The sequence below is a fragment of the Bacteroidales bacterium genome (assembly GCA_035353855.1).
In the GTDB taxonomy this organism is placed as follows: domain Bacteria; phylum Bacteroidota; class Bacteroidia; order Bacteroidales; family CG2-30-32-10; genus DAOQAK01.
In genome coordinates this window covers 82,333-103,904 of record DAOQAK010000004.1, presented here as the reverse complement: position 1 = coordinate 103,904, position 21,572 = coordinate 82,333, and the positions used below count along the sequence as shown (strand labels likewise).

22 protein-coding genes and 1 pseudogene are annotated in these 21,572 nt (G+C 32.9%); 8 read left to right on the top strand and 15 right to left on the bottom strand.

Features of this window, described 5'->3' with window-relative positions; genetic code table 11:
- Positions 1-130: 130 nt before the first annotated feature.
- Together PKK00_01895 and fbaA are read left to right on the top strand one after the other, a co-directional pair.
- A complete protein-coding gene (locus tag PKK00_01895) occupies positions 131-1,819 on the top strand; it encodes a gliding motility-associated C-terminal domain-containing protein (GenBank protein HNW97147.1) in 1,689 nt (562 codons plus the stop codon).
- A gap of 97 nt (positions 1,820-1,916) precedes the next feature.
- Positions 1,917-2,996 carry a class II fructose-bisphosphate aldolase gene (gene fbaA, locus PKK00_01890; GenBank protein ID HNW97146.1) on the top strand — a complete coding sequence of 360 codons (1,080 nt, stop codon included), beginning with the start codon at positions 1,917-1,919 and terminating at the stop codon, positions 2,994-2,996.
- Between the two features lie 167 nt (positions 2,997-3,163).
- Here fbaA and PKK00_01885 read toward each other — a convergent pair whose 3' ends face one another.
- The 7 genes from PKK00_01885 to PKK00_01855 form a co-directional block, all read right to left on the bottom strand.
- A complete protein-coding gene (locus PKK00_01885; GenBank protein ID HNW97145.1) occupies positions 3,164-3,598 on the bottom strand; it encodes an SPOR domain-containing protein in 435 nt (144 codons plus the stop codon).
- Positions 3,599-3,601: 3 nt separating this feature from the next.
- Complete coding sequence (locus tag PKK00_01880; GenBank protein ID HNW97144.1) at positions 3,602-4,462, bottom strand: universal stress protein; 861 nt, start codon at positions 4,460-4,462, stop codon at positions 3,602-3,604.
- Between the two features lie 117 nt (positions 4,463-4,579).
- Positions 4,580-5,161, bottom strand: coding sequence for a nicotinate (nicotinamide) nucleotide adenylyltransferase (gene nadD / locus PKK00_01875; GenBank protein ID HNW97143.1), 582 nt, complete (start codon positions 5,159-5,161; stop codon positions 4,580-4,582).
- Between the two features lie 5 nt (positions 5,162-5,166).
- Complete coding sequence (locus PKK00_01870) at positions 5,167-6,573, bottom strand: hypothetical protein (GenBank protein HNW97142.1); 1,407 nt, start codon at positions 6,571-6,573, stop codon at positions 5,167-5,169.
- Positions 6,574-7,146 (bottom strand): guanylate kinase, encoded by a 573-nt coding sequence (gmk, locus tag PKK00_01865; protein HNW97141.1) that lies wholly within the window; start codon positions 7,144-7,146, stop codon positions 6,574-6,576.
- Between the two features lie 27 nt (positions 7,147-7,173).
- The gene (locus tag PKK00_01860) at positions 7,174-8,049 is read right to left on the bottom strand and encodes a YicC family protein (protein HNW97140.1); all 876 of its coding nucleotides are present in this window, start codon (positions 8,047-8,049) and stop codon (positions 7,174-7,176) included.
- Positions 8,050-8,058: 9 nt separating this feature from the next.
- Positions 8,059-8,787: an SIMPL domain-containing protein gene (locus tag PKK00_01855; GenBank protein ID HNW97139.1), complete on the bottom strand. Its 729-nt coding sequence runs from the start codon at positions 8,785-8,787 to the stop codon at positions 8,059-8,061.
- Between the two features lie 99 nt (positions 8,788-8,886).
- Between PKK00_01855 and PKK00_01850 the strand changes: the two genes are divergently transcribed.
- Positions 8,887-9,963 carry a phosphatidylserine/phosphatidylglycerophosphate/cardiolipin synthase family protein gene (locus PKK00_01850; protein ID HNW97138.1) on the top strand — a complete coding sequence of 359 codons (1,077 nt, stop codon included), beginning with the start codon at positions 8,887-8,889 and terminating at the stop codon, positions 9,961-9,963.
- Here PKK00_01850 and PKK00_01845 read toward each other — a convergent pair.
- A complete protein-coding gene (locus PKK00_01845; protein ID HNW97137.1) occupies positions 9,960-10,508 on the bottom strand; it encodes an NlpC/P60 family protein in 549 nt (182 codons plus the stop codon). The two genes, PKK00_01850 and PKK00_01845, sit on opposite strands and share 4 nt — an antisense overlap.
- 139 nt (positions 10,509-10,647) lie before the next feature.
- Positions 10,648-11,064 (bottom strand): Hsp20/alpha crystallin family protein, encoded by a 417-nt coding sequence (locus tag PKK00_01840; GenBank protein ID HNW97136.1) that lies wholly within the window; start codon positions 11,062-11,064, stop codon positions 10,648-10,650.
- Between the two features lie 221 nt (positions 11,065-11,285).
- Here PKK00_01840 and PKK00_01835 point away from each other — a divergent pair, with 221 nt between their 5' ends.
- Together PKK00_01835 and PKK00_01830 are read left to right on the top strand one after the other, a co-directional pair.
- Positions 11,286-11,954, top strand: a complete 669-nt coding sequence (locus PKK00_01835; protein HNW97135.1) for a VTT domain-containing protein — start codon at positions 11,286-11,288, stop codon at positions 11,952-11,954.
- 60 nt (positions 11,955-12,014) lie between these two features.
- Entirely contained in the window at positions 12,015-12,713 is a 699-nt protein-coding gene (locus tag PKK00_01830) for a TrkA family potassium uptake protein (protein HNW97134.1), read from the top strand.
- Positions 12,714-12,721: 8 nt separating this feature from the next.
- Here the strand turns inward: PKK00_01830 and PKK00_01825 are convergent, their stop codons facing one another.
- The 6 genes from PKK00_01825 to PKK00_01800 form a co-directional block, all read right to left on the bottom strand.
- Complete coding sequence (locus PKK00_01825) at positions 12,722-14,218, bottom strand: glutamine synthetase family protein (GenBank protein HNW97133.1); 1,497 nt, start codon at positions 14,216-14,218, stop codon at positions 12,722-12,724.
- Positions 14,219-14,366: 148 nt separating this feature from the next.
- Positions 14,367-15,572, bottom strand: a complete 1,206-nt coding sequence (locus PKK00_01820) for a hypothetical protein (GenBank protein ID HNW97132.1) — start codon at positions 15,570-15,572, stop codon at positions 14,367-14,369.
- A gap of 45 nt (positions 15,573-15,617) precedes the next feature.
- On the bottom strand, positions 15,618-16,154 hold the full coding sequence (locus PKK00_01815; protein ID HNW97131.1) for a T9SS type A sorting domain-containing protein: 537 nt from the start codon (positions 16,152-16,154) through the stop codon (positions 15,618-15,620).
- 12 nt (positions 16,155-16,166) lie between these two features.
- Positions 16,167-16,997, bottom strand: coding sequence for a hypothetical protein (locus PKK00_01810; protein ID HNW97130.1), 831 nt, complete (start codon positions 16,995-16,997; stop codon positions 16,167-16,169).
- A gap of 460 nt (positions 16,998-17,457) precedes the next feature.
- A complete protein-coding gene (locus PKK00_01805) occupies positions 17,458-18,147 on the bottom strand; it encodes a 50S ribosomal protein L25/general stress protein Ctc (protein ID HNW97129.1) in 690 nt (229 codons plus the stop codon).
- Positions 18,148-18,191: 44 nt separating this feature from the next.
- Positions 18,192-19,139 (bottom strand): ribose-phosphate pyrophosphokinase, encoded by a 948-nt coding sequence (locus PKK00_01800; protein ID HNW97128.1) that lies wholly within the window; start codon positions 19,137-19,139, stop codon positions 18,192-18,194.
- 338 nt (positions 19,140-19,477) lie between these two features.
- On the opposite strand from PKK00_01800, the pseudogene rplU reads away from it, so the two are divergent.
- The 3 genes and pseudogenes from rplU (at position 19,478) to serS (ending at position 21,569) form a co-directional block, all read left to right on the top strand.
- Positions 19,478-19,780, top strand: a pseudogene (gene rplU, locus PKK00_01795) (50S ribosomal protein L21).
- An 87-nt stretch (positions 19,781-19,867) separates the two neighbouring features.
- On the top strand, positions 19,868-20,131 hold the full coding sequence (gene rpmA / locus PKK00_01790; GenBank protein HNW97127.1) for a 50S ribosomal protein L27: 264 nt from the start codon (positions 19,868-19,870) through the stop codon (positions 20,129-20,131).
- Between the two features lie 166 nt (positions 20,132-20,297).
- The gene (gene serS / locus PKK00_01785) at positions 20,298-21,569 is read left to right on the top strand and encodes a serine--tRNA ligase (GenBank protein ID HNW97126.1); all 1,272 of its coding nucleotides are present in this window, start codon (positions 20,298-20,300) and stop codon (positions 21,567-21,569) included.
- Positions 21,570-21,572: the final 3 nt, after the last annotated feature.

The window sequence follows — 21,572 nt, the reverse complement described above, 5'->3', positions numbered from 1 at the left end:
ATTCGTATAAAAATTTGTTACTTTGTTTATTAATTTGGAAAAAATATCCGTTACTATGGTAAAATTGAAAAGATTACTCTTTTTCGTAATACTATTTTTAGCCCATAATTTTATTTATTGCCAACCGATTATGACCAACAACAATGCTGTTTTCCATTGCGCTGAAGGTTCTGTTGTATGGGTGCATGGCTCGGTTAATAACATCGGCGATTCATTATACAATCTTGGACATATTACCATTTGTGGCAACCTTACAAATAACGGACTTATTTCCGGTGATGGGATTTATGAAATTGGAGCTCACTGGATAAATAACAGTGTGTTTAAACATGGGGAAAGCGAAGTCATTATGAATAATGAACCTTTTGGACCTCCCGCTATTGTTATTGATCAGGAAATTAAAGGAACAAGTATAACTTCATTTTATGACCTCACTCTTAAAGGTGTCGGAATTAAATTTACTACACTGAATGATACGGTTACTCATTTTTTAAATCTTAACGATAGGGAATTATCACTGACATCACATGAATTATGGGTTACCAATACCAACCCTTTTGCAATTACAAGGACAGAAGGTTTTGTAAGTAATAGTTTAACCGGTTGGTTATATAGGTTAACATCGGTTAGTGCCCCATATACATTTCCAATGGGATCCAGTTCCGGACCTATGCGCTATAGACCTGTTGATATAAAGCCTACAGTTGCTGATGATAATATTTATAAAGTAGGTTTCTTTAATTATAATGCTACAAATGATAACTTTGATACTCATAAGCATGATACTACAATATGTATGATCGATTCTGTTTACTATCATCGTATCATGCGTGAACAGGGAACGAATCCTGTTAACTTAACAATTTATTATGACGAAGCTACCGATGGTTATTGGAATAGAATAGTTAATTGGGATTCATTAAATGATATTTGGCAAAACACTGCTCCTAATTCAATGATTTTTTCACCTATGGTTGGCGTCGTTAAAAATAATTGGAATACATGGACTGATGAGCCTTATGCGCTTGCAGCGAAAAAACCGGATTCAGTTTATATTAACGGTCCTCAGTATTTTTGTTTAAATAGTACCGACTCTCTCGAGTACAATGCATGGGGAGGCGACTTTAGCGATAATTATTACTGGACTGTTGTAGGCGGGCATATTGTGGGTAATGCTACAGGGCAAACAGTTTACATTCATTGGGATGTTCCCGGTACCGGTATTGTTTCTGTACAGGAGATTACAAATTGGGGACATTGTTATTCTTATGCTTCGCATTGTTTTACTACAGTATATCCTGAACCTATAGCTGATTTCTATATCACCCAAAGTGATACAGCACATTTATTTGCATACGACCTTATTCACTTCGTTAACACAAGCGTTAATGCCATTGAATATTACTGGACATTTGGCGATGATAAAGCTACCACGCAGGAAAGCCCTTATCATATTTATGATCATCCCGGAATGTATGAAGTTTGCCTTTGGATTAACAGCGCCGATGATTGTGAGGATATAATTTGCAAAACAATTGAAGTGGAAGAAGGTATGATAGTACCCAATGTATTCACTCCTAATGAAGATGGGTTTAATGATGATTTCTATATTCGTTGCAGCGGAATGTCATATTTCTTTTTACAGGTATTTGACCGTTGGGGTGTTTTAGTATATGAAAGCAATAGCCCTGCTTCGCGTTGGGATGGGAAATCGCTTTCCGGCGAACTTTCATCTGAAGGAACTTATTATTACATATTGCATGCTAATTCAGAAACCAAGGATTACAGCCAGCATGGAACGGTTACCTTATTGAGATAAATTATTTCAATAATTTTTCTTCCCGATTATCATTTTTCTTCTGTTCAATTTTATACCTTTGACATTACGAAAAAATAATTTTTAATAAATAAATATTATGTCAGAAAAAATATTGGATAAAGTAGCTCCGGGAGTTGTTTCCGGTAAGGATATGCAGGAAATTTTCCGCATAGCAAAAGCAAATGAATTTGCATTACCTGCTGTTAATGTAGTTAGCACGGGGTCCGTTAATGCAGTGATTGAAGCAGCCAAAGTTGTAAATTCACCTGTTATTATTCAATTTTCAAATGGAGGTGCATTGTTCTATGCAGGAAAAGCTATTCCAAATGAAAAAGAAAAAGGCGCTATAGCCGGCGCTATTTCTGGTGCAGAACATATTCATAGAGTTGCTGAAATATATGGTGTCCCGGTTATAATTCATACCGATCATGCTGCAAAAAAATTACTTCCCTGGATTGACGGATTGTTGGATGCCGGTGAGAAATATTTTGCAAAACACGGAAAGCCTTTATACAGTTCGCATATGCTCGACCTCTCAGAAGAACCCCTCGAAGAAAATATTGAAATATGCAAACGTTATTTGGAACGTATGAGCAAAATAGGGATGACACTTGAAATTGAATTAGGTGTAACCGGCGGAGAAGAAGATGGTGTTGATAATACTGGAATTGACAATGCAAGATTATATACACAGCCCGAACATGTGGCAAAAGCTTATGAAACATTATTGAACATAAGTCCAAACTTTACTATTGCTGCATCATTCGGAAATGTTCATGGTGTATATAAACCGGGGAATGTTCATTTGCAGCCTAAAATATTAAAGAACTCACAGGATTATATTCAGAAAAAATTCAAAACCGCTGAAAAGCCTGTAAACTTTGTATTCCACGGTGGTTCGGGTTCGGCACAGAGCGAAATTCGTGAAGCAATTTCTTATGGAGTAATAAAAATGAATATTGATACAGATACGCAATGGGCTTTTTGGAGCGGTGTTCTGAAATATTATAAAAAGAATGAAGGCTATTTACAAGGACAAATAGGGAACCCTGAAGGCGATGACAAACCTAATAAAAAATTCTACGACCCACGCGCATGGTTACGCGATGGCGAAAAAGCAATGGTTGAAAGATTAAAGATTGCTTTCGAGGATTTGAATTGTATAAACAGGAATTAAGTGTAATACCGATTGTATATATGTAATAGTCCAATAAATTGTACTATTACATATATGTCATCGGCATAATCATTGTAAAATTTAAAATATCCTTTGGACTATTTTAAATTAACAATTGGTATAAACATAAAAATAAAAAACCCCGCTAACTCAGTGGGGTTTTTTATTTAATTATCTTTTTCATCTTCAAGTAATGGAAACTTTACATCATTATCCTTAACAATAAAAGCATTTGGATATTCATCAGTAATCTTATGCAGGAAACGTTGAGCATCTATTCTTGAACGAAAATTGCCTACACGGATTTTGTAATTAGGTTCCTGGAACATTAGGTATGCTTCAGTTTTCGGATGCTTGGATTTGAATTCATTCATAACAGTAACCGCACGGCTTTTTGAATTATTGCCTGAATCAAAATAAATCTGAATTCGGAAACCGTCAATACCTCCGCGGGTTTCGCACCATGAATGGTGTTTTTCAACAAGAGTGTTGATACGGGAATCAGAAATAATTATTTCAACTTTTCCTGTTTTTTGAGAAAAAACATTTAACGCTGAAAAAAATGAAATCAATAATATTAAAAATAAAAACTTAATTCTCATAAATTATTTCTTCAACTGTGCATCATAAATTTGCTTGGAATGAATGATAAGCACAGGAACAGGTGAATGATTAACCATTTGCTGTGCATAGGTTCCAAGCCATATATTTTTTGTAGAGCCTTCTTGCTCGGACATTACAGCGATAAGTTCAGCTTTGATCTCTTTTGCATAGTCAATGGTGCCTAAGGTAATATTTTCTGAAAATATTTTTTTATAATGACAGGGGATATTATTTTCCCTTATATAATCCATTGCTTGTCGTGCATAGCTTTCCATAAGAGCAATAACATCTTTAACTTTTGTAGAGTGTATGCCAAGTACATGTATCTCTGCCCCGAATAATTTTGCAAGTTCAGTGGTAAAAGGAACTTTCTGCCTGGTTTCTATCGAGCTGTCGATAGGGAGTATAATTTTTGAAATGTGTTTTTTATTCCATATAAATGCTTCTCTTATTGTAATTACAGGGCAGGGCGCTGATGTTACGATACGATATGCATTACTGCCTATCCAGAATTCTTCAAAACCGGTAACACCATGTGTTCCTGCTACAATAAGATAAGAATCACTATATTTTGCCTGGTTGGAAATTTCAATATACACTTTTCCTTTACGGATTTTATATTCCATTTTTCCATTTAATGACGAAGCAAATTGCTTGATCAGTTTTTCAAATTTGTTAACCAGTTTTTCCTGGTGTTCAAGACCTCTTTTACTATATATCGATTCCGTACTTTGAGGTTTGTCTACATAAACCATCATAATATTTGCATCCATATAATTTGCAATACTTATTGCAAATTCCAATGCTTTAATTGAGCATTTTGAAAAATCGATAGCTACTAAAATTTCTTTTTCTTTTTTCATAAACCGGTTGCTTATTACTGCGTAAAGTTATAATTTTTTTAATATAGATTAAAAAAATTTATACTTGTTTCGAAAATTCATTAAAAAATAGTAATACCGATTGTAAAATTAAAAATGCTATTTTTCGTAAAAATGCATTTCCCTGATATACTTATATACTTTGGAAGGCAAGTAATACGGAATATCTTTTTTTTCTTTAATTGCTTTGCGAATAAAACTTGAAGATATCTCCATTAGCGGAGCGTTAGCCCACATTACATTTTTATGCTCTTTAAATTTTCCTCCATCGCTTTCAGGGCGTGGGTATACAATGATTTTATAATTTTCAGTTATCTGTTCGTAGTTACGCCATTTGTCGATGTTTTGCAGATTGTCGGCTCCCATGATAATTGAAAAATCATTATTCGGATATTTTTCTTTCAGGTATGTTAAAGTGTGAATTGTAAATGATGGCTGAGGTAATTTGAATTCTATATCGCAGGCTTTAAAACGAACATCATCTTCAACGGCAATATTTACAAGGGCAAGACGATGATGGTCGGGCAGGAGTGAGCTTTTTTCTTTCAACGGATTATGTGGCGAAATTACAAACCATATTTCTTTCAGTGAAGTATATTCAACAATGTAATTGGCAATAATCATATGCCCTATGTGAATGGGGTTGAAAGAACCAAAGAATAATCCTATTTTGTTATTCATTTTTATTAATGTTTAAAAATAAAAGATAACGAGGGAAAGTTAAATGTTGTCCCCGAATTTTTATCCTGAATTTTTATAAACTCTATATTTAATTGAGTGAAATAATTTTTTTTATTTTTTGTGGATTTTAACCAATAATTTATTGTATTGTTATTAATGCAATCGGTGTTTTTTAATGTACTTTCGAAATCGGAACCCGTTGAAGTAACAGGAACAATAGTCAATTCTTTAAGTGACAAATCTAAAGGCGCTTTGAATGTATCAAGGTCAAAAATAAGGCATCCTTTATTTAAATTTATAAAGTCATTTATACAAGTCAAGGTATCCACCTGCAACCGGAAGCAAGCTGCTGTATCAAAGATAGAACCTTTAATAACTGTACCTGTCAATCCACTTATGTTAGTCTCATTATAAAATAATGATACGACTAAATATTTTTTATTTAAAAACGTGGAATCAGTTACACAAGAGCAATCGTAAAAAGTATAATTATATTTTGAATAATATGTTTCTAATCCGTAATCATCAAATAATCTGGCTTTTTTACTAATTAAAAAATTATGGTTATAATCATAGTTTATTATATTCTGGGTACTGTTATTATCTGTTGAGAGCCACGACCTGTATTTTAAATTTCCATCCTGATAATAATATATATCAAAATTTTTATCCTGTACTTGTTCCTTGTTTGGATTATAAGTTATTTCGTTAAACACGGTATTCTTCAAATAATAATATTTACGAAATTCATAACCATCTTCATTATTTTCAGTTTTCTTAATTGTAGAATCCTTACGTAATCTGAATTTAGTGATCAAAGAATCGTCTTCATAGATTTTTACAACTCTTTTGCATAACCGATATACGTAACTTTTTATTGTTGTATCATATTTAATGTTGCCTCTATAATTCTTAGAAATATTTATGCTTTTAATTAATCGGTTTTTGTTTTTATAAAAATATTTTCCAATAAAAGTTGTGTCGTTCGTTTCACTCACTTCGGTTATGCTTTCAATATTATTTCTATTATTATATTTACAATAAATATTTCCGGAAAAAAGTATTTTTATTTGTGATAATTTTCCTGAATCAAAAAAGTAATTACGTATTTCAGGATATGTACTACCTTCATCATATGCTATAACAGATATACTGTTTTCAGAGAACACGGCAATATACTTTGATGTGGTATCTGTCCTGTTTTCTTTTTGAGACACCATTTGAATTGTTTTAACACATCTCTTAGCAAAATAATTTTTATAATAGGTGTAATCAATAATTTCAGAAAAGTGATAATCAAGTGCACTTTTATAAAATTTGTTATGATTAATAAATGGGATTAATTCAACCTGACCGAAGCAAAGATTGAAATTAAACAATAGAAATATTAAAATATAGAATACCTTTTTCACTTATTTATCTTTTGAAAGAAAGTTGTCAATTGTTGATTTTGCTTTATCTACGGCTTCTTCAAGATGATCATTAATAAGTATTATATCGAACTGTTTGGCAAATGATATTTCATATGTTGCTTTATCAAGACGCTTTTTCAATGTTTCAGCAGTTTCGGTTGAGCGGTTTTTTAAACGATTTTCCAATTCTTCCATCGATGGCGGCATTACAAAAATTGCCAGCGCATTTTCTTTTCCGTATTTTTTTATATTCAATCCGCCAATAACATCCACATCAAAAATTACATGTTTTCCTTTATTCCATATTCGTTCCAATTCAGATTTTAAAGTTCCGTAAAAATTATTCTCATACACTTCTTCCCATTCAAGGAATTCATCATTATTGATTTTTTTCCGGAACTCATCGGCGGAAATAAAATAGTAATCAACTCCGTGTTTTTCATTTGGTCGCATATTGCGGCTGCATACAGAAATTGAAAATTCCATATCGTTGCGCGATTCAAGAATTTTTTTTACCAATGTTGTTTTGCCTGCGCCTGATGGGGCTGAGAATATGATTAATTTTCCGTTCATTAATTTAAAAAAGCTTGATAGAAATTTTTATAAAATATTTAAAAGCTGTTCTTTTATTTTTTCCAGTTCATCTTTCATCTGAACTACAATTTTCTGAATGTCGGCATCATTGGCTTTTGAGCCGATAGTATTTATTTCGCGTCCCATTTCCTGTGTGATGAAACCAAGCTTGCGGCCATTGGCTTCTGGCTGTTTCATGGTATCGATAAAATAGTTACAATGTTTTTGCAATCTTATTTTTTCTTCGGTAATATCGATTTTATCAATGTAATAAATCAGTTCCTGTTCAAAGCGGTTTGCATCAATATTTTCTTTATTTACGAATTCTTCGAGATCTTTATGAAGTCGTGTTTTAATAATTTCAATTCTTTCTTTTTCAAAAGGAGCAATGCTTTCAAGATGTTTTAAAATAAGGTTAACACGTTGTTTGATATCATTGCCAAGAATTTTTCCTTCTTCTTTACGGAACGTGTTGACTTGTTTTAAGGCATCGTCAAATGATTTTAATAAATTATGCCAATGCTCATCAGCAAGTATTTCATCGCCTGTTGCAAGTACGTCGGGCATCCGCGATGCCAGCGAAAAATAATCGGTAGGGAAATCATTTTTAATTTCTGCAGAAATAGATTTCAGCTCATTAAAATATTTTTCAAGCAATGCTTTATTAATAGAAATGTTGGTTGCATCTTCTTTATTGTCGAAGTAAATGGCAACATCAACTTTACCTCGTTGAAGTTCCCGCGTAACAATGGAACGGATATCCACTTCTTTATCTTTTAATAAACGGCACATCCGTATATTTAAATCAAGTTGTTTGCTGTTCAGAGTCCGAATTTCGATATTCAGTTTTTTGCCTTCAATTTCGGCTACTGATTTACCGAAACCTGTCATTGATAAAATCATAGTTTTTGTTTATTTTATTCCAAATTCCAATCTTACGGTAACCGATGCTGTTTTGTTTTTTGAGCTGGTGTTGAACACACCACCATAAGTATAATCTTCATTACCATTTTGTGCGGTTATCTGAAAAATTCCCATGTTGGCTTTTATTAATGAACCCAAACTTGCTTTTGAATTTGTTGCAATTACATCAGCCCTGTTACGTGCATCTTCAGTAGCTTTTGAAAGCATACTGATTTTTAATTCCGATAGCTTTGTGTAAAAATATTGAGGAGGGTAGGAGATGAAATTTACTCCCAAGTCAATTAATTCGCTTACTTCACGTGAAATGGTTTCAACTTTGTCAACCTCTTTCGATTCAATAGTAACATTCTGGGTAAGTGTATAACCCTTGAATTTCCTTGAAGAATTGCCATCTTTATCAGAAACATATTCATAATTTGTATTAATATTCACTGATGAAAAAATAATTTCTTTTTCTTTTAAACCTTTATCGAGTAAATATTTTTTTATTACTTCTGCATCTTTTTTCAGTTGAACATAGGCTTCTTTGGTTGATGTGGATTCAGAAGTATAATATCCTTCCCACACTATTAAATCGGATATGAAATCCTGGGTAGAAAGTCCGTTTACATTTATGGATTCATTACGGGTATGAGAACTCTTCCATGCGCCACCAAGAATTGCTGCAGTTATAATAATTGTTATTGCAATGATAATCGTATTTAAATGGTTTCTCATAAAAAATTAAATTAAATAATAGCACAAATGTATTGAAACTTGTATCAAAATAAAAAAATAATCGTATAATTAAACTATATTTGGACAGGGAATTACATTATGCCCCTTACAAAAAATCATACATATCATTTCTTTGATGATCCGCTAAAGATGTATAACTCCATGCTTGAAGATATTGAGCATGCTGAAAATTCTATTGTTATTGAAACGTATAAATATGGTAATGATCAGATAGGAATTAAGTTTCGCGATATCCTTACAAAAAAGGCCAAGCTGGGTGTAAAAATCCAGATTCTTATTGATTCCTGGGGCGCTTATGTTTCTGAAAACTTTTTTTCGGAAATGATAAAATATGGAGGAGAGGTAAGGATTTTTAAAAAAATAAGATTAGGTATCGATTTTTTTACGAAAAATCACCGCCGGAATCACCGCAAATTAATAATAATCGACGATAGTATTACATATATCAGTTCAGCTAATATTGCTGCCTATGCATTGAACTGGCGCGAGTCGTCATTGCGGATTGTCGGAAATATGGCTTTGCCTTTTAAAGAAGCTTTTAATGCCAGTTATAAAATTTATAACAAATACATTTATGATAAATTAAGCGCATCAAAATCGTTATTTTATGATGGCTTTGAAATAATCCGCGATATACCAAGTACTGTTTTCCAATCAACACGTAAAAAATATCTTGAATTAATTAAATCTGCAAAGAAGGAAATTATTATTGAAACCCCATACTTCCTTCCGGGAAGCTTTATGCGTAAAGCCTTAATGGAAGCATCGCATCGTGGTGTTAAAGTTAAAATAATTATGCCTCTTCATTCAGATGTTAATGTTGTAGACATGTTGCGAAATCGTTATCTTGGCGAGATGTATCAAAATGATGTTGAGATTTTATTTTATACTCCACGAAATTTACACGCTAAAGTTTTTATAATCGATAAAACTTATTTTATTGTTGGTTCTTCAAATTTCGATTATCGGAGTTTCCGGTTTATGCATGAAATTAATTTATTAGGCAAGGACAAGAAAATTATGAATCTGTTGGAAACACATATTAATGAAACCATTTCGGAATGCAGTCCGTTTGAATTTAAAAAATGGGCGGAAAGACCAATAATTCAGAAAATATTTGAACATCTTCTGATTCCTTTCAGGCATTTATTCTAATTCTGCTTTGTGTTTTTTACTCTTCCTCCCGAATAAAAATATTTTGAATAATAATTTTCGGTGAGATCATTTACGGTAACTCCTTTTGATGATGAAGCATGAATAAATTTATTATCGGCAAGGTAAATCCCTATGTGTGTAATTTTATTACTTTTTATTTTAAAGAAAACAAGATCGCCACTTTGAAGATTTTTTTTATTAATCTTTTCACAGTTTTTTATAATATCAGCAGCAGTGCGGTAAAGACTAATATTGTATACTGTTTTATAAACACTCTGCACCATACCCGAACAGTCAGTTCCTTGTTTTGATTTACCTCCGAATACGTAGGGTGTACCTATCCATGTGGAAAGTTCGTCAAGTAATTTTTTATCCTCTGTACCTGTAAAATTTGTTCCGAATATTTTTGAATAAGGCTTTATTGAATCAGAAGAACTAACATTGTGGTAATCCGTTTTAGTTACGGTTTTATGTGTACCGCATGCAGAAATAAAAACTATTAATGCAGCCAGTAGAGAAAAAAATATTTGTTTAAATTTTTTCATAAAAAACAGATATATAAAAATACATTCAAATACTTCTGTTTCTTTTTTTATAAAATTAAAATACTCACAATATATTGTTCAGAAAATAAAAAGGCTGCTCTTATAAGAACAACCTTTTCGCCAGTTTAATCAGCATGTATTATGCTATCTGAATTTCTTTCGACACTTTTGCTTCTTCTTTTTTAGGAAGTTCAATTTTTAATATCCCGTTTTCATACACTGCTTTTATATTATCGGTTTCAATAGATTTAGGCAGAGTGAATGAACGGCAGAATGAGCCATACTGAAATTCTTTTCTTGTGTAATTTTCTTTTTCTTCCTTTTTTTCTGATGACTTTTCAGAAGATACAGAAAGAACATTGTTTTCAAGATTCATTTTAAAATCTTCTTTTTTCATTCCGGGAATTGCAAGCTCAATTTCAAATGATTTTTCATTTTCCTTAATATTTGTTGCCGGAACAAGTCCACCTTCTTTAAAAGGAGAGAAAAAATTACGTTCCATTTCGTCAAAAAGATCGAATACAACTGGCTGATGATTCCATTTTACTAAGTTCATATATTTGTCCTCCATTAATTAAGTTTAATTTTTTTTCTAAGGATTTTTTCAATTTTTATACCAATCGAAATTTTATATATAAATAAGCCATAATGGCGTATTTGTATTTTACTTATAAGCCATATTGACATATTGATTTTGTAAGTAATTTATAATAAATAATTTATAAAATGTAATTAAAGTATGTTTTTATAAATAATTTTTGCACATTTGTAAAATATATGATAGTCCTAAATGATATTTGGAATTTTTTAAAAGAATTAATGAACCCTGAAAGCATTATTACATATGGGGGTTTTTGGTTTCTTTTATTTGTAGTGTTTGCTGAAACAGGCTTGTTTATTGGGTTTTTCCTCCCGGGTGATTCATTGTTATTTACTACAGGACTATTAACAGCTACAGGAATCATTAATATTCCTATTTATTTTGTTATTTCAGGGGTTTGTATAGCTGTTATTTCAGGAAATACTACAGGATATGCTTTTGGTAAAAAAGCAGGAAAAGCAATATTCAAAAGAGAAAAATCTTTTTTCTTTAAGCCTAAACATTTACGTGCGGCTAAAGATTTTTACGACAGGCATGGCGGTATAGCAATAATATTAGGAGAGTTTTTACCTATTATCCGAACTTTTGCCCCGATTGTTGCAGGTGCAGTACAATTGAATTATGGTAAATTCATAAAATATAATATTACCGGTGCTGCTCTATGGTCGAATATTATGATTCTTTCAGGATATTTCCTCGGAATTTATATTCCCGGTATGAAAACATATTTACCTTATGTTGTAATATTTCTTATTGTAATAACCACCATACCTTTTATTAGTGCTTTAATAAAGGAAAGAAGATTAATCCGAAAGAAAAAAGCTGATGAAAAAATGGGAAAATGATTTTATTAAATTCTTATTTAATATTTTTAAAACATTTATTTTAGCACAAAAATTTAGTATATGATGCATCAAAATAAATTTGCCGTAATTGGCTTGGGTCAGTTTGGGAAAGCAATTGCTCTTACCCTTGCAAATAGTGGAGGTGATGTGCTTGCAATTGATAGTCACGAAGAAAATGTTCAGGCAGTTGCAGAAGATGTATCGCATGCGGTAACACTTGACGCATCAGATAAAAAAGCATTGAAAGCACAGAATATTCAGGATATGGATGCCGTTGTGGTTGCCATTGGTGAAGATTTTGAATCGTTGTTGCTTTGCTGCGTGGTGCTTCTGGAGCTTAAAGTAAAAAGAATTATTGCCCGTGCACGAGGCAAACAACAAAGAATAATTCTTGAAAAGATTGGAATAAAAGAAGTGCTTTCGCCTGAAGATGAAGTAGGGATACTGGTTGCTGAACGACTATTAAATCCAAGTCTTTTAAGTGTTTTGAAATTTCCCGATCAATATGAAATTGTTGAAATAAAAACTCCCCGTCGTATTGCCAACCGTAACTTTAGTGATGTTGACTTTATGACCAAATATAAATTAAATATTGTTGCTATAAAACGTGAGTTTGAAACTGAACAGGATGGAGTTTTAGTTAATGAACAACATGTTATTCCATTAACACCGCAAAAAACTATATTGTATCAAACTGATACACTTCTTATTTTTGGGAAAACTCCGGATATAGAAAAATTTCTTGAAATCAATCAATAACTTTTACATTAAGCAAAATTCAGGTATTGATTAACAAGCTTAAGGATTTCTTTAGGATTGTTGCTTATTGATTTTCGAAGTTCTTTATCATTATAACCTTTAAGTTTGGTTATCATTCCTTCGATAATTCTTTCAGAAAAAACATTGTATTTTTTATATATATCAGCATGTTTCGCCAGCGATTCAGACGATTCCCAACATGAAACAGGAAGTTGTTCCAGATTTTCACATACTTCCTTGTGTTCATCTTTAAAAATATTTACATCAACATATGATTTCTTTGCAATTTCCAACGCATTTTCAGTCTCAATTCCGTGACGTGCTGCAACGGTTAGTCCTGCCATTAAAAGATATATGTCTGCTGAGCCATCGGGACAGCGGAATTCAACCGTTTGCTTATCTGAATAATCATTCTGTTCGCCGGTTTCTAATGGGTTTGCAATTTTCATCATATTTGAGCTCCCTGTCCAGCCAAGTGGAACCCTTACCAATACAGAACGGTTGCGGTCGCCCCAGCAAATATTTGTGGGTGCTTCCTGGTGTGGCACAAGACGGAAATATGAAGTAGGAATAGTGTTTCCAAAAGCAGTAAGTGAAGAAGACAACTGTAAATAACCTGCAATCGCTTTTTTAGCAGTATCCGATATTTGTCCGTTTTCAACCATTACATTTTTACCGTTTTTCATGAGGCGTGTATGTATATGCATTCCGCTTCCTGCTTTTCCTTCGGTAATTTTCGGAGCAAAGCTTATAGTAACTCCATGTTTGTATGCCACCATGCGGATAATCCATTTGGCAATTACCAACTGGTCGGCAGCATCTTCAACATTGGTTGGCAAAAATTCAATCTCGTTTTGTTCGTAAGAAATATTATCGAGCGTAAAATTTCCAACTTCTGAATGACCATATTTAATAAGTCCTCCGGCTTTAGCAATGGCTTGCATCGCTTCTGTTCTTAGAGTTCCCCATTTTGCAAATGGCGCTGATTCATGGTATCCCCGCTGGTCGCTTACAGGATATAATTCTTCATTTTTACTGATAACATAATATTCCAATTCCCCCATGGTTTCATAAGTAAACCCTGTTTTTTCGGTCAATGTCTGGTGAGCTTTTTTAAGAATATATTCAGGGGAACTGGATAAGGGTTTTCCTTCTTTGTTAAAATAAGAACATAGAATATCCAGTGAGGGTATTTCTGTGAAAGGATTTAAAAATGCAGTTTTAAAACGCGGTATTACATATAAATCACTGGATCCTGCTTCAATATATGAGAAAAGGCTGGAGCCATCAACACGTTCACCGGAAGATAATAAACTATCCAAATGTTTTTTGCTGTTGATATTAAAATTAAGTGTTTTAAGTCGCCCGTCTTCACCCATATATCTGAAGTTCACCATTTTTATTTCATTGCTTTCAATGAAACGGATTATATCATTTTTTGTAAAGTCGTTAGGAGTTTTATCAAGAAAACTAACTAATTGATTTGGGTTTAAATTTGCTTTCATTTTATGCGTTTGAGTTGATATTTAAGGGTTGCGAAAATAATAAATTATTGTGAAAATTTGAATTTTTAATTTTTAAAAATTCAAATTTATATTTTTAACAAATCGAAAATAAAATTTGATTTTATACTCTGATAATTAAAATAAAAAATTAATATGTAGTGATTGTTTCAACTAAATCGCCTTTGCTAACATCATTCGTCATATACCACAGACCAGAGGATGAAATTCTCCAACCGCTTAATGCAATGTTTTTTATATTACTTAACGAAGTGCCATATTTTACGCCATATGCAGGGTCGTAATACACTCCGTTTATTTTAGCAACCTGATGGTTGTTGAAACTTGAAGGTGGATTTTTATTACATTGCCCGGCAACTCCCTGTACATCGGTTCCCTCGGACTTTATAAAAGCATACCCGTTATAAGTGGAATTATAAAGAGAATTAAATGTGTTTTTATAAGGAAAATCTGAACAGCCTGATGTTTGTGAAGTACCAAAACTCCAGTTCTTCACAAGAAAACCATTCAATGTATAACCACAGTAATATAAAGCATCGGCTTCAATGTTAACGGAATTATTAGTGCTTGCAATTCCCTGGACTTTTATCATAGCAATAAATAAATATGCAAACGTATAACATTCGGCATCCTTATACATCAGCAGACTTGAGAGTGTAACATTTGGTGAACTCCAGTCTTTGTAGTAGTATAAGCTATCGCTTTTGTAATTTAAAATAACCTGGTCAGTAAATTCTTCCCAGACATGGCTTATAATAGCCGTATCAGAAGTTTGATAATTTGCATTTTTACAACTCAGATGAAATACGGTGTGGTAGTTATAAGAAGAACTGGATTGAGAACTTTTTGTTACATATAGTGTGTTGCTTGTTGAACCAATAGTTCTCCATGTGTTTCCTGCATCGAAAGAAATCTCCCAATTAATTGTATAAGGATCAAAAAAGCGAACAACTCCTTGTTGAAAAACCTTACTGCCTGTTGTAGATGGGTATGTAAAAGTGGACCCGCTTATGGTTACATTTTTCTGAGCGAATAATGTTGAATCGGATGATGTTCCTCTGATATACACTGATGATGGAATATTGGAGCATGTTGTAGTGAATGTTGCTGAAACAGTAGGCGCAGTACCGCTTACATATGCAACAGGACTTTGCGTTGAATTTGAAGATGACCATTGTGGTGCAGAATAATTTCCTCCTTCATCTTTTTTGATGGTAATACTTCCGCTGAATGAAACAGTTTTTGGAATTACTTTAGCATAAGTAAAATTCTGACAAAAAGAATTTGCATAAAAGAATTGGAATGATATAAAAAAAGCAAGTATTATCTTTTTCATAGTTTAGTGGTTTAATAAAAATTTCTTCTAAAATTTATACTGCGTTTATTCTTTAATAATTTTTGTACGTAAAAAAGTTTCTCCCTGATTTACTACAATTAGATACAATCCTTCGGATTGTGCAGAAATATCTATTGTAAAATCATTTCCTGAAAAATTGGAACCTTCCATAACAGTACGACCTGTAATATCAATCAATTTATAGGTTGCTTGAGTAAATGCGTTTGTAGTATTTATAGTTACCAATCCTTTTGCAGGATTGGGAGAAACTTGTAATGAAGCAGAAACTTTGTTTTCTTTTATTTCAGTAGTGTTATCAACATAAACAGATAAAACAGCCGTACCGCAATATTTATCGGTTACGGTAACGGTATAGGTTCCCTGGCTTAATCCGCTAATATCTTCTGTTGTTGCATTATTGCTCCATTTATATGTGTAAGGAGACACCCCTCCGCTAACAGTCAAGTTTATTGACCCTGTATTTCCACCGGTTGTGGTTCCTGTAACAACAGCAGTCAAATCATCAGCTTTTGCTATGGCTGCAGAAAATAATATAATGAGAATAATAGAAATTTTTTTCATAACATTTTTATTTTAAAAAATTTGTACTGCTTTTTCTTGTATGAGTTTGTTCAAAGGAATTTTATAATTAATGCTATTATTATTTAAAAATTTAATGGTGTTATCATCCCTGTTAATTATAATGGTTCCTTCATTAAGTAATGTGCCTTGTAGTTTTTTTACCAGATTAAACGAATCTAATGTAGCTTCGTAAAGCTCGCCGTTATTAAGGAGCATATATGTTTTTTTGTTGTAAGAAAAAAGTGAGAAGTGTCCAGTAAGTAAAAACTTTTTTATTTCTCCATGCTCCCATGTTTGTCCATTAAAATTCCAAAATGTCAATTCCCTATTATTCGTAATGGCCATGCTATACAACGAATCATTTATTGCTATACCATCATAGAAAAAGTTATTCATAATATTTGAAACATTTTTCTTGATGAATGAATAAGGCGCATTTGATGCGAAATTATTTTGTTCAATACTTTGCATCAACATATCTCTGATTGTAATCGTACTGTCCCATTCATGTAATGAGTTCAAGCTAAAACATCTTAACGAATTTCTTTTATCATTTTGCGAATGATTTATTAAATTAATTGCATAAAACATACTGTCGCAAACATCCCATGAAAAAGGATTTACAGGTTCATCATAATTTCTGCCAGCAGGCAAAGCATAATGTTTTGCAGCATTTAATGAGTCCGTCGTTTTCCCAATATGCAAAGTGGCAATCTGAAATTCTTCATCAATTGTGGTATAATAAAAGTTATTGTTTTTAATAATAATTTTTCTCTCTATTTTTTGCGGAAGAGCAGATTGTGCAAACGCTATCATTAGATTTATGAGTAAAAATATTTTCATCTTTGTTTTTCTATTAATGTATTATCGACCTCATTTTTTAGAACAGTCCAAAGATAAACTTTTTTTAACTATTTTTCAAAATAAATTTCCCTACGTAATGATGAGCAACGCCATCAATTTCTTTCCTGTTGATCCATAAGTCAATAACAACATCAGCAAAGCTTCCGCTGTTGTTACAAGTCTTGTTCCATCTTTCGCTTTAATTAATTACTTATGTGTTTTAAGTCGCCCGTCTTTACACATGTATATGAAGTTTGCCATTTTTATTTCATTGCTTTCAATGAAACAGATTATATCATTTTTTTTAAAATCGTTAGGCGTTTTATCAAGAAAACTAACTTAATTAAACATGTTTAGTATTTAAAATGTCTCACGAAAATATAAAATATGAATAAATATTATAATAAAAGGCTGTCTTAAAACCAGAGACAGCCTTTTAGAATGGTTTAGGTTAGAAATATTATTTCTTTTCTTTTCCTTTGTCTTTTCCGCCTTTATCCTTTTCTTTTCCTTTATCATCGGCAGCAGGAGCAGCAGGAGTAGCAGTAGCTCCGGTAGCACCTTCAGCAGGAGCAGCACCTTCAGCAGTTGGTGTTTCTTCAACAACAACTCTTGTGATCCTGACTCCAACAACAACGGCTGTTTTTGGGTCTAAGAGAGTAATGTTATCACGAACGATATCACTTACTTTAATAGAATCATTTATTTCAAGTGATGATATGTCTAATGTAATGTCATCAGGTAGATAAGGTAAAAGTCCCTGGATTTTCAGTTTACGGATCTTATGATGCAACTTTCCACCTTTTAATACACCAGGTGCGCTTCCTGTAAGTTTAACAGGAACATGTATTGTTACCGGTTTTTCGGGAGATACTTCAAGAAAATCAGCGTGTAATATTTTATCACTTACAGGATGGTATTGAATATCCTGAAGGATAGCGTCATGTTCTTTTCCATTAATATTGATTTTTACTGTACAAACCTCAGACGTATAAACAATTTTTTTAAAACTGGATTCCGGGGTTGCAAAATGTACTTGATCCTTTCCGCCATAAAGCACGCAGGGAATATTCCCTTCATTACGTTGCTTCTTAGCATCTTTTTTCCCTACGTTCTCGCGTGGAGAACCGCTAATAGATACTGCTTTCATAATGTTAAAAATTAATTGGTTAATGAATAGAATAAATTAAAGAACTATAATATTGGATTAAACTTAAAATGTGTACTTACCGATTCGTAATTATGAATCCTTCCGATTACATCGGCAAATAAACCTGCCGATGAAAGCACGGTAATTTTACTGCTTTCCTTTTTTAGCGGAATGGTATCGCTTACAATAATTTCTTTTAAAGCTGATTTTTCTAAGCGTTCAATAGCGTTTCCTGAAAGAATGGGATGTGTTGCAATGGCTCTTACACTTACAGCCCCTTTTTCCATAAGCATATCAGCTGCTTTTGTAATGGTGCCGGCGGTATCAATAATATCATCAACCAATACCACATCTTTTCCTTCAACATCGCCAATAACAGTAAGCTTACCAACTACATTTGCTTTCACTCGTTGCTTATAACAAATCACCAAATCGGAATTAAGGAATTTAGAATAAGCTACTGCTCTTCTTGTTCCACCGGTATCGGGCGACGACATGGTTAAATTCGGTAGATTAAGACTTTTTAAATAAGGTACAAACATGGTTGAGCCATATAGATGATCCACAGGAACATCGAAAAATCCCTGAATTTGATCAGCATGAAGGTCCATAGTAATAATACGATTTACTCCTGCGGCAGTAAGCAGATTTGCAATAAGCTTTGAACCTATTGGAACACGTGGTTTGTCTTTGCGATCCTGACGGGCATATCCAAAATAAGGTATCACCGCTGCAACCGAATGTGCTGATGCTCTTTTAGCTGCGTCAATCATTAAAAGAAGTTCAAAAATGTTATCACATGGAGCAAAGGTAGATTGAATGATAAACATTTTATGACCCCTTACAGTTTCTTCGAATGATGGCTGAAATTCCCCATCACTGAATGTAGAAACACGAACATTTCCTAACTTCTTACCATAACATGCTGCAATTTTCTCAGCAAGATATTGCGAAGCTCTTCCGGATACTATATTTACTATTGATGAACCCATATACCGATAAAGTATTTTTAATTGTTAATACTGTTACGGGCTGCGAAATTAAACTTTTATTTTGTCAGGGACAAATTTAAAGCAATCTTTAATTTTTATAACACGATATCACACCACTTATATAAATATATATATATGTATGACGGATAATTAATTTTTATAAAATCATTTTCTTTTAAAATTATTTGTAAAAAATATGTTATTTCGCACTTTTAATAAATATTTGAAGGCAAATAGATTATTTTCTATTGAATAATATTTGATTATTTAAAAAATTTCATAACTTTGCACCCCCTAAAATATAAATTTTAAGGGATTAACTTTTAAAAATCAATACAATGTACGCGATTGTTGAAATAGCAGGACAGCAATTCAGGGTTGAGAAAGAACAAGAGGTGATCGTTCATCGTCTTGCAGCTGAAGTGGGCGCTACCCTTGAATTTGGCGATGTGATGCTGATTGATAATAAAGGTAAGATAACATTAGGTCAGCCATTTGTTGATGGAGCTAAAGTTACTGCCAAAATTCTTTCACATCTAAAAGGTGATAAAGTAACTATCTTTAAGAAAAGAAGAAGAAAAGGTTACCAGAAATCATCAGGTCATCGTCAGCAACTCACAAAAATACAGATTGAAAATATAGCAGAAAAAGGCGCTAAACCTAAAAAGGTAAAGGCTGATACTGCTACAGAAACAGAGAATAAAGAATAAACTTTTAAAATTTGAATTATGGCACATAAAAAAGGAGCCGGTAGTTCGCATAACGGACGTGAATCGCACAGTAAGCGGTTAGGCATTAAAATATATGGCGGTCAGATGGTAGTTGCCGGAAATATTATTGTTCGTCAAAGAGGAACTGTTCATCATCCTGGTGAAAATGTTGGTTTAGGTTCAGACCATACTATTTTTGCTTTAACTGATGGTATTGTACAATTCAGGAAAAGAAAAGATAACCGTTCATATGTTTCGGTTGTTCCTGCAACAGCTGAATAAAAATAAAATTTAAAAACCCAGAATTCAGAACAAAATAAATTTCAAAATTTTGTTTGAATGATTTGAGGTGCAGTTTTTAAGTTAATGTATTTTTTTTATAATAAGTCTCCCAAAATTATCGGGAGATTTTTTATTTTACATACTTTTGTAAATCAACTTTAATATTATGTTACAAATAGGAATTATCAGGGAAAACCCACAGGAGATAATAAAAAGACTTGCAATAAAAAATTTTGATGCAACTCTATTGGTAGAAAAAATAATCCAGATTGATGCCTCTCGCAGAGAAACGCAAAAAAAACTGGACGATAATCTTGCTGAAGCTAACAATATTGCCAAAGAAATAGGAATGCTTTTCAAAAGCGGAAAAGCAGCAGAAGCAGCAACTTTAAAAGAAAGAAGCGCTGAACTAAAAAATATATCAAAGGAGCTTTCCGATGAACTTCAGAAAACAGAGAAAGAGCTGAATGATGCAATGGTGTTGCTTCCCAACTTACCACATGAGACCATTCCTAAAGGTAAAGGCGCTGATGACAATTTAATTGTTCATGAAGAAGGACAAATTTTACAACTCGATAAAAATGCTTTGGCACATTGGGATATTGCCACGAAATATAATATCATTGATTTTGAAACCGGAGTGAAAATTACTGGCTCAGGATTTCCCGTATACCGTGGTAAAGGCGCCCGTCTTCAAAGGGCGTTGATAAATTTTTTCCTCGATAATGCAGTAAAAGCAGGCTATACCGAATGTCAGCCACCTTATGTTGTTAATGAAGACTCAGCATATGGTACCGGTCAGTTGCCCGATAAGGAAGGACAAATGTATTTTGCTTCGGCCGATAATCTTTATCTCATACCTACAGCAGAAGTTCCGGTTACAAATTTTTATCGTGATACAATATTTAAAGCAGAACAATTACCGGTGAAAACTACTGCATATTCAGCCTGTTTTCGCAGGGAAGCCGGGTCGTACGGGAAGGATGTCCGCGGATTAAACCGATTGCATCAGTTCGATAAAGTAGAAATTGTAAACATTACTTTTCCTGAAAAATCATATGCAACGCTTGAAGAAATGAAAGATTATGTTGCTGGTATATTACGTAAACTGGAACTTCCTTTCCGTATTTTAAAATTATGTGGAGGGGATATAAGTTTTACTTCAGCCTGGACCTATGATTTTGAAGTGTACTCAGCAGCCCAACAGAAATGGCTTGAAGTGAGTTCTGTTTCTAATTTTGAAACATTTCAGTCGAATCGTATGAAAATACGCTATAAAGATACGGATGGGAAAACAAAACTTGCACATACACTAAATGGCAGCGCATTAGCATTACCCCGTATAGTGGCTGCATTATTGGAAAATAATCAAACTGCCGAAGGAATAAAAATTCCGAAAGCTTTAGCTGAATATACAGGTTTTGATTTGATAAATTAATTA

Excerpts from the sequence above, each read along its gene's own strand:
- PKK00_01895 (HNW97147.1), top strand. The coding sequence starts at position 131 with ATGACCAACAACAATGCTGTTTTCCATTGCGCTGAAGGTTCTGTTGTA.
- fbaA (HNW97146.1), top strand. The coding sequence starts at position 1,917 with ATGTCAGAAAAAATATTGGATAAAGTAGCTCCGGGAGTTGTTTCCGGT.
- PKK00_01885 (HNW97145.1), bottom strand. The coding sequence starts at position 3,598 with ATGAGAATTAAGTTTTTATTTTTAATATTATTGATTTCATTTTTTTCA.
- PKK00_01880 (HNW97144.1), bottom strand. The coding sequence starts at position 4,462 with ATGAAAAAAGAAAAAGAAATTTTAGTAGCTATCGATTTTTCAAAATGC.
- nadD (HNW97143.1), bottom strand. The coding sequence starts at position 5,161 with ATGAATAACAAAATAGGATTATTCTTTGGTTCTTTCAACCCCATTCAC.
- gmk (HNW97141.1), bottom strand. The coding sequence starts at position 7,146 with ATGAACGGAAAATTAATCATATTCTCAGCCCCATCAGGCGCAGGCAAA.
- PKK00_01860 (HNW97140.1), bottom strand. The coding sequence starts at position 8,049 with ATGATTTTATCAATGACAGGTTTCGGTAAATCAGTAGCCGAAATTGAA.
- PKK00_01855 (HNW97139.1), bottom strand. The coding sequence starts at position 8,787 with ATGAGAAACCATTTAAATACGATTATCATTGCAATAACAATTATTATA.
- PKK00_01850 (HNW97138.1), top strand. The coding sequence starts at position 8,887 with ATGCCCCTTACAAAAAATCATACATATCATTTCTTTGATGATCCGCTA.
- PKK00_01845 (HNW97137.1), bottom strand. The coding sequence starts at position 10,508 with ATGAAAAAATTTAAACAAATATTTTTTTCTCTACTGGCTGCATTAATA.
- PKK00_01840 (HNW97136.1), bottom strand. The coding sequence starts at position 11,064 with ATGAACTTAGTAAAATGGAATCATCAGCCAGTTGTATTCGATCTTTTT.
- PKK00_01835 (HNW97135.1), top strand. The coding sequence starts at position 11,286 with ATGATAGTCCTAAATGATATTTGGAATTTTTTAAAAGAATTAATGAAC.
- PKK00_01830 (HNW97134.1), top strand. The coding sequence starts at position 12,015 with ATGATGCATCAAAATAAATTTGCCGTAATTGGCTTGGGTCAGTTTGGG.
- PKK00_01825 (HNW97133.1), bottom strand. The coding sequence starts at position 14,218 with ATGAAAGCAAATTTAAACCCAAATCAATTAGTTAGTTTTCTTGATAAA.
- PKK00_01820 (HNW97132.1), bottom strand. The coding sequence starts at position 15,572 with ATGAAAAAGATAATACTTGCTTTTTTTATATCATTCCAATTCTTTTAT.
- PKK00_01815 (HNW97131.1), bottom strand. The coding sequence starts at position 16,154 with ATGAAAAAAATTTCTATTATTCTCATTATATTATTTTCTGCAGCCATA.
- PKK00_01810 (HNW97130.1), bottom strand. The coding sequence starts at position 16,997 with ATGAAAATATTTTTACTCATAAATCTAATGATAGCGTTTGCACAATCT.
- PKK00_01805 (HNW97129.1), bottom strand. The coding sequence starts at position 18,147 with ATGAAAGCAGTATCTATTAGCGGTTCTCCACGCGAGAACGTAGGGAAA.
- PKK00_01800 (HNW97128.1), bottom strand. The coding sequence starts at position 19,139 with ATGGGTTCATCAATAGTAAATATAGTATCCGGAAGAGCTTCGCAATAT.
- rpmA (HNW97127.1), top strand. The coding sequence starts at position 19,868 with ATGGCACATAAAAAAGGAGCCGGTAGTTCGCATAACGGACGTGAATCG.
- serS (HNW97126.1), top strand. The coding sequence starts at position 20,298 with ATGTTACAAATAGGAATTATCAGGGAAAACCCACAGGAGATAATAAAA.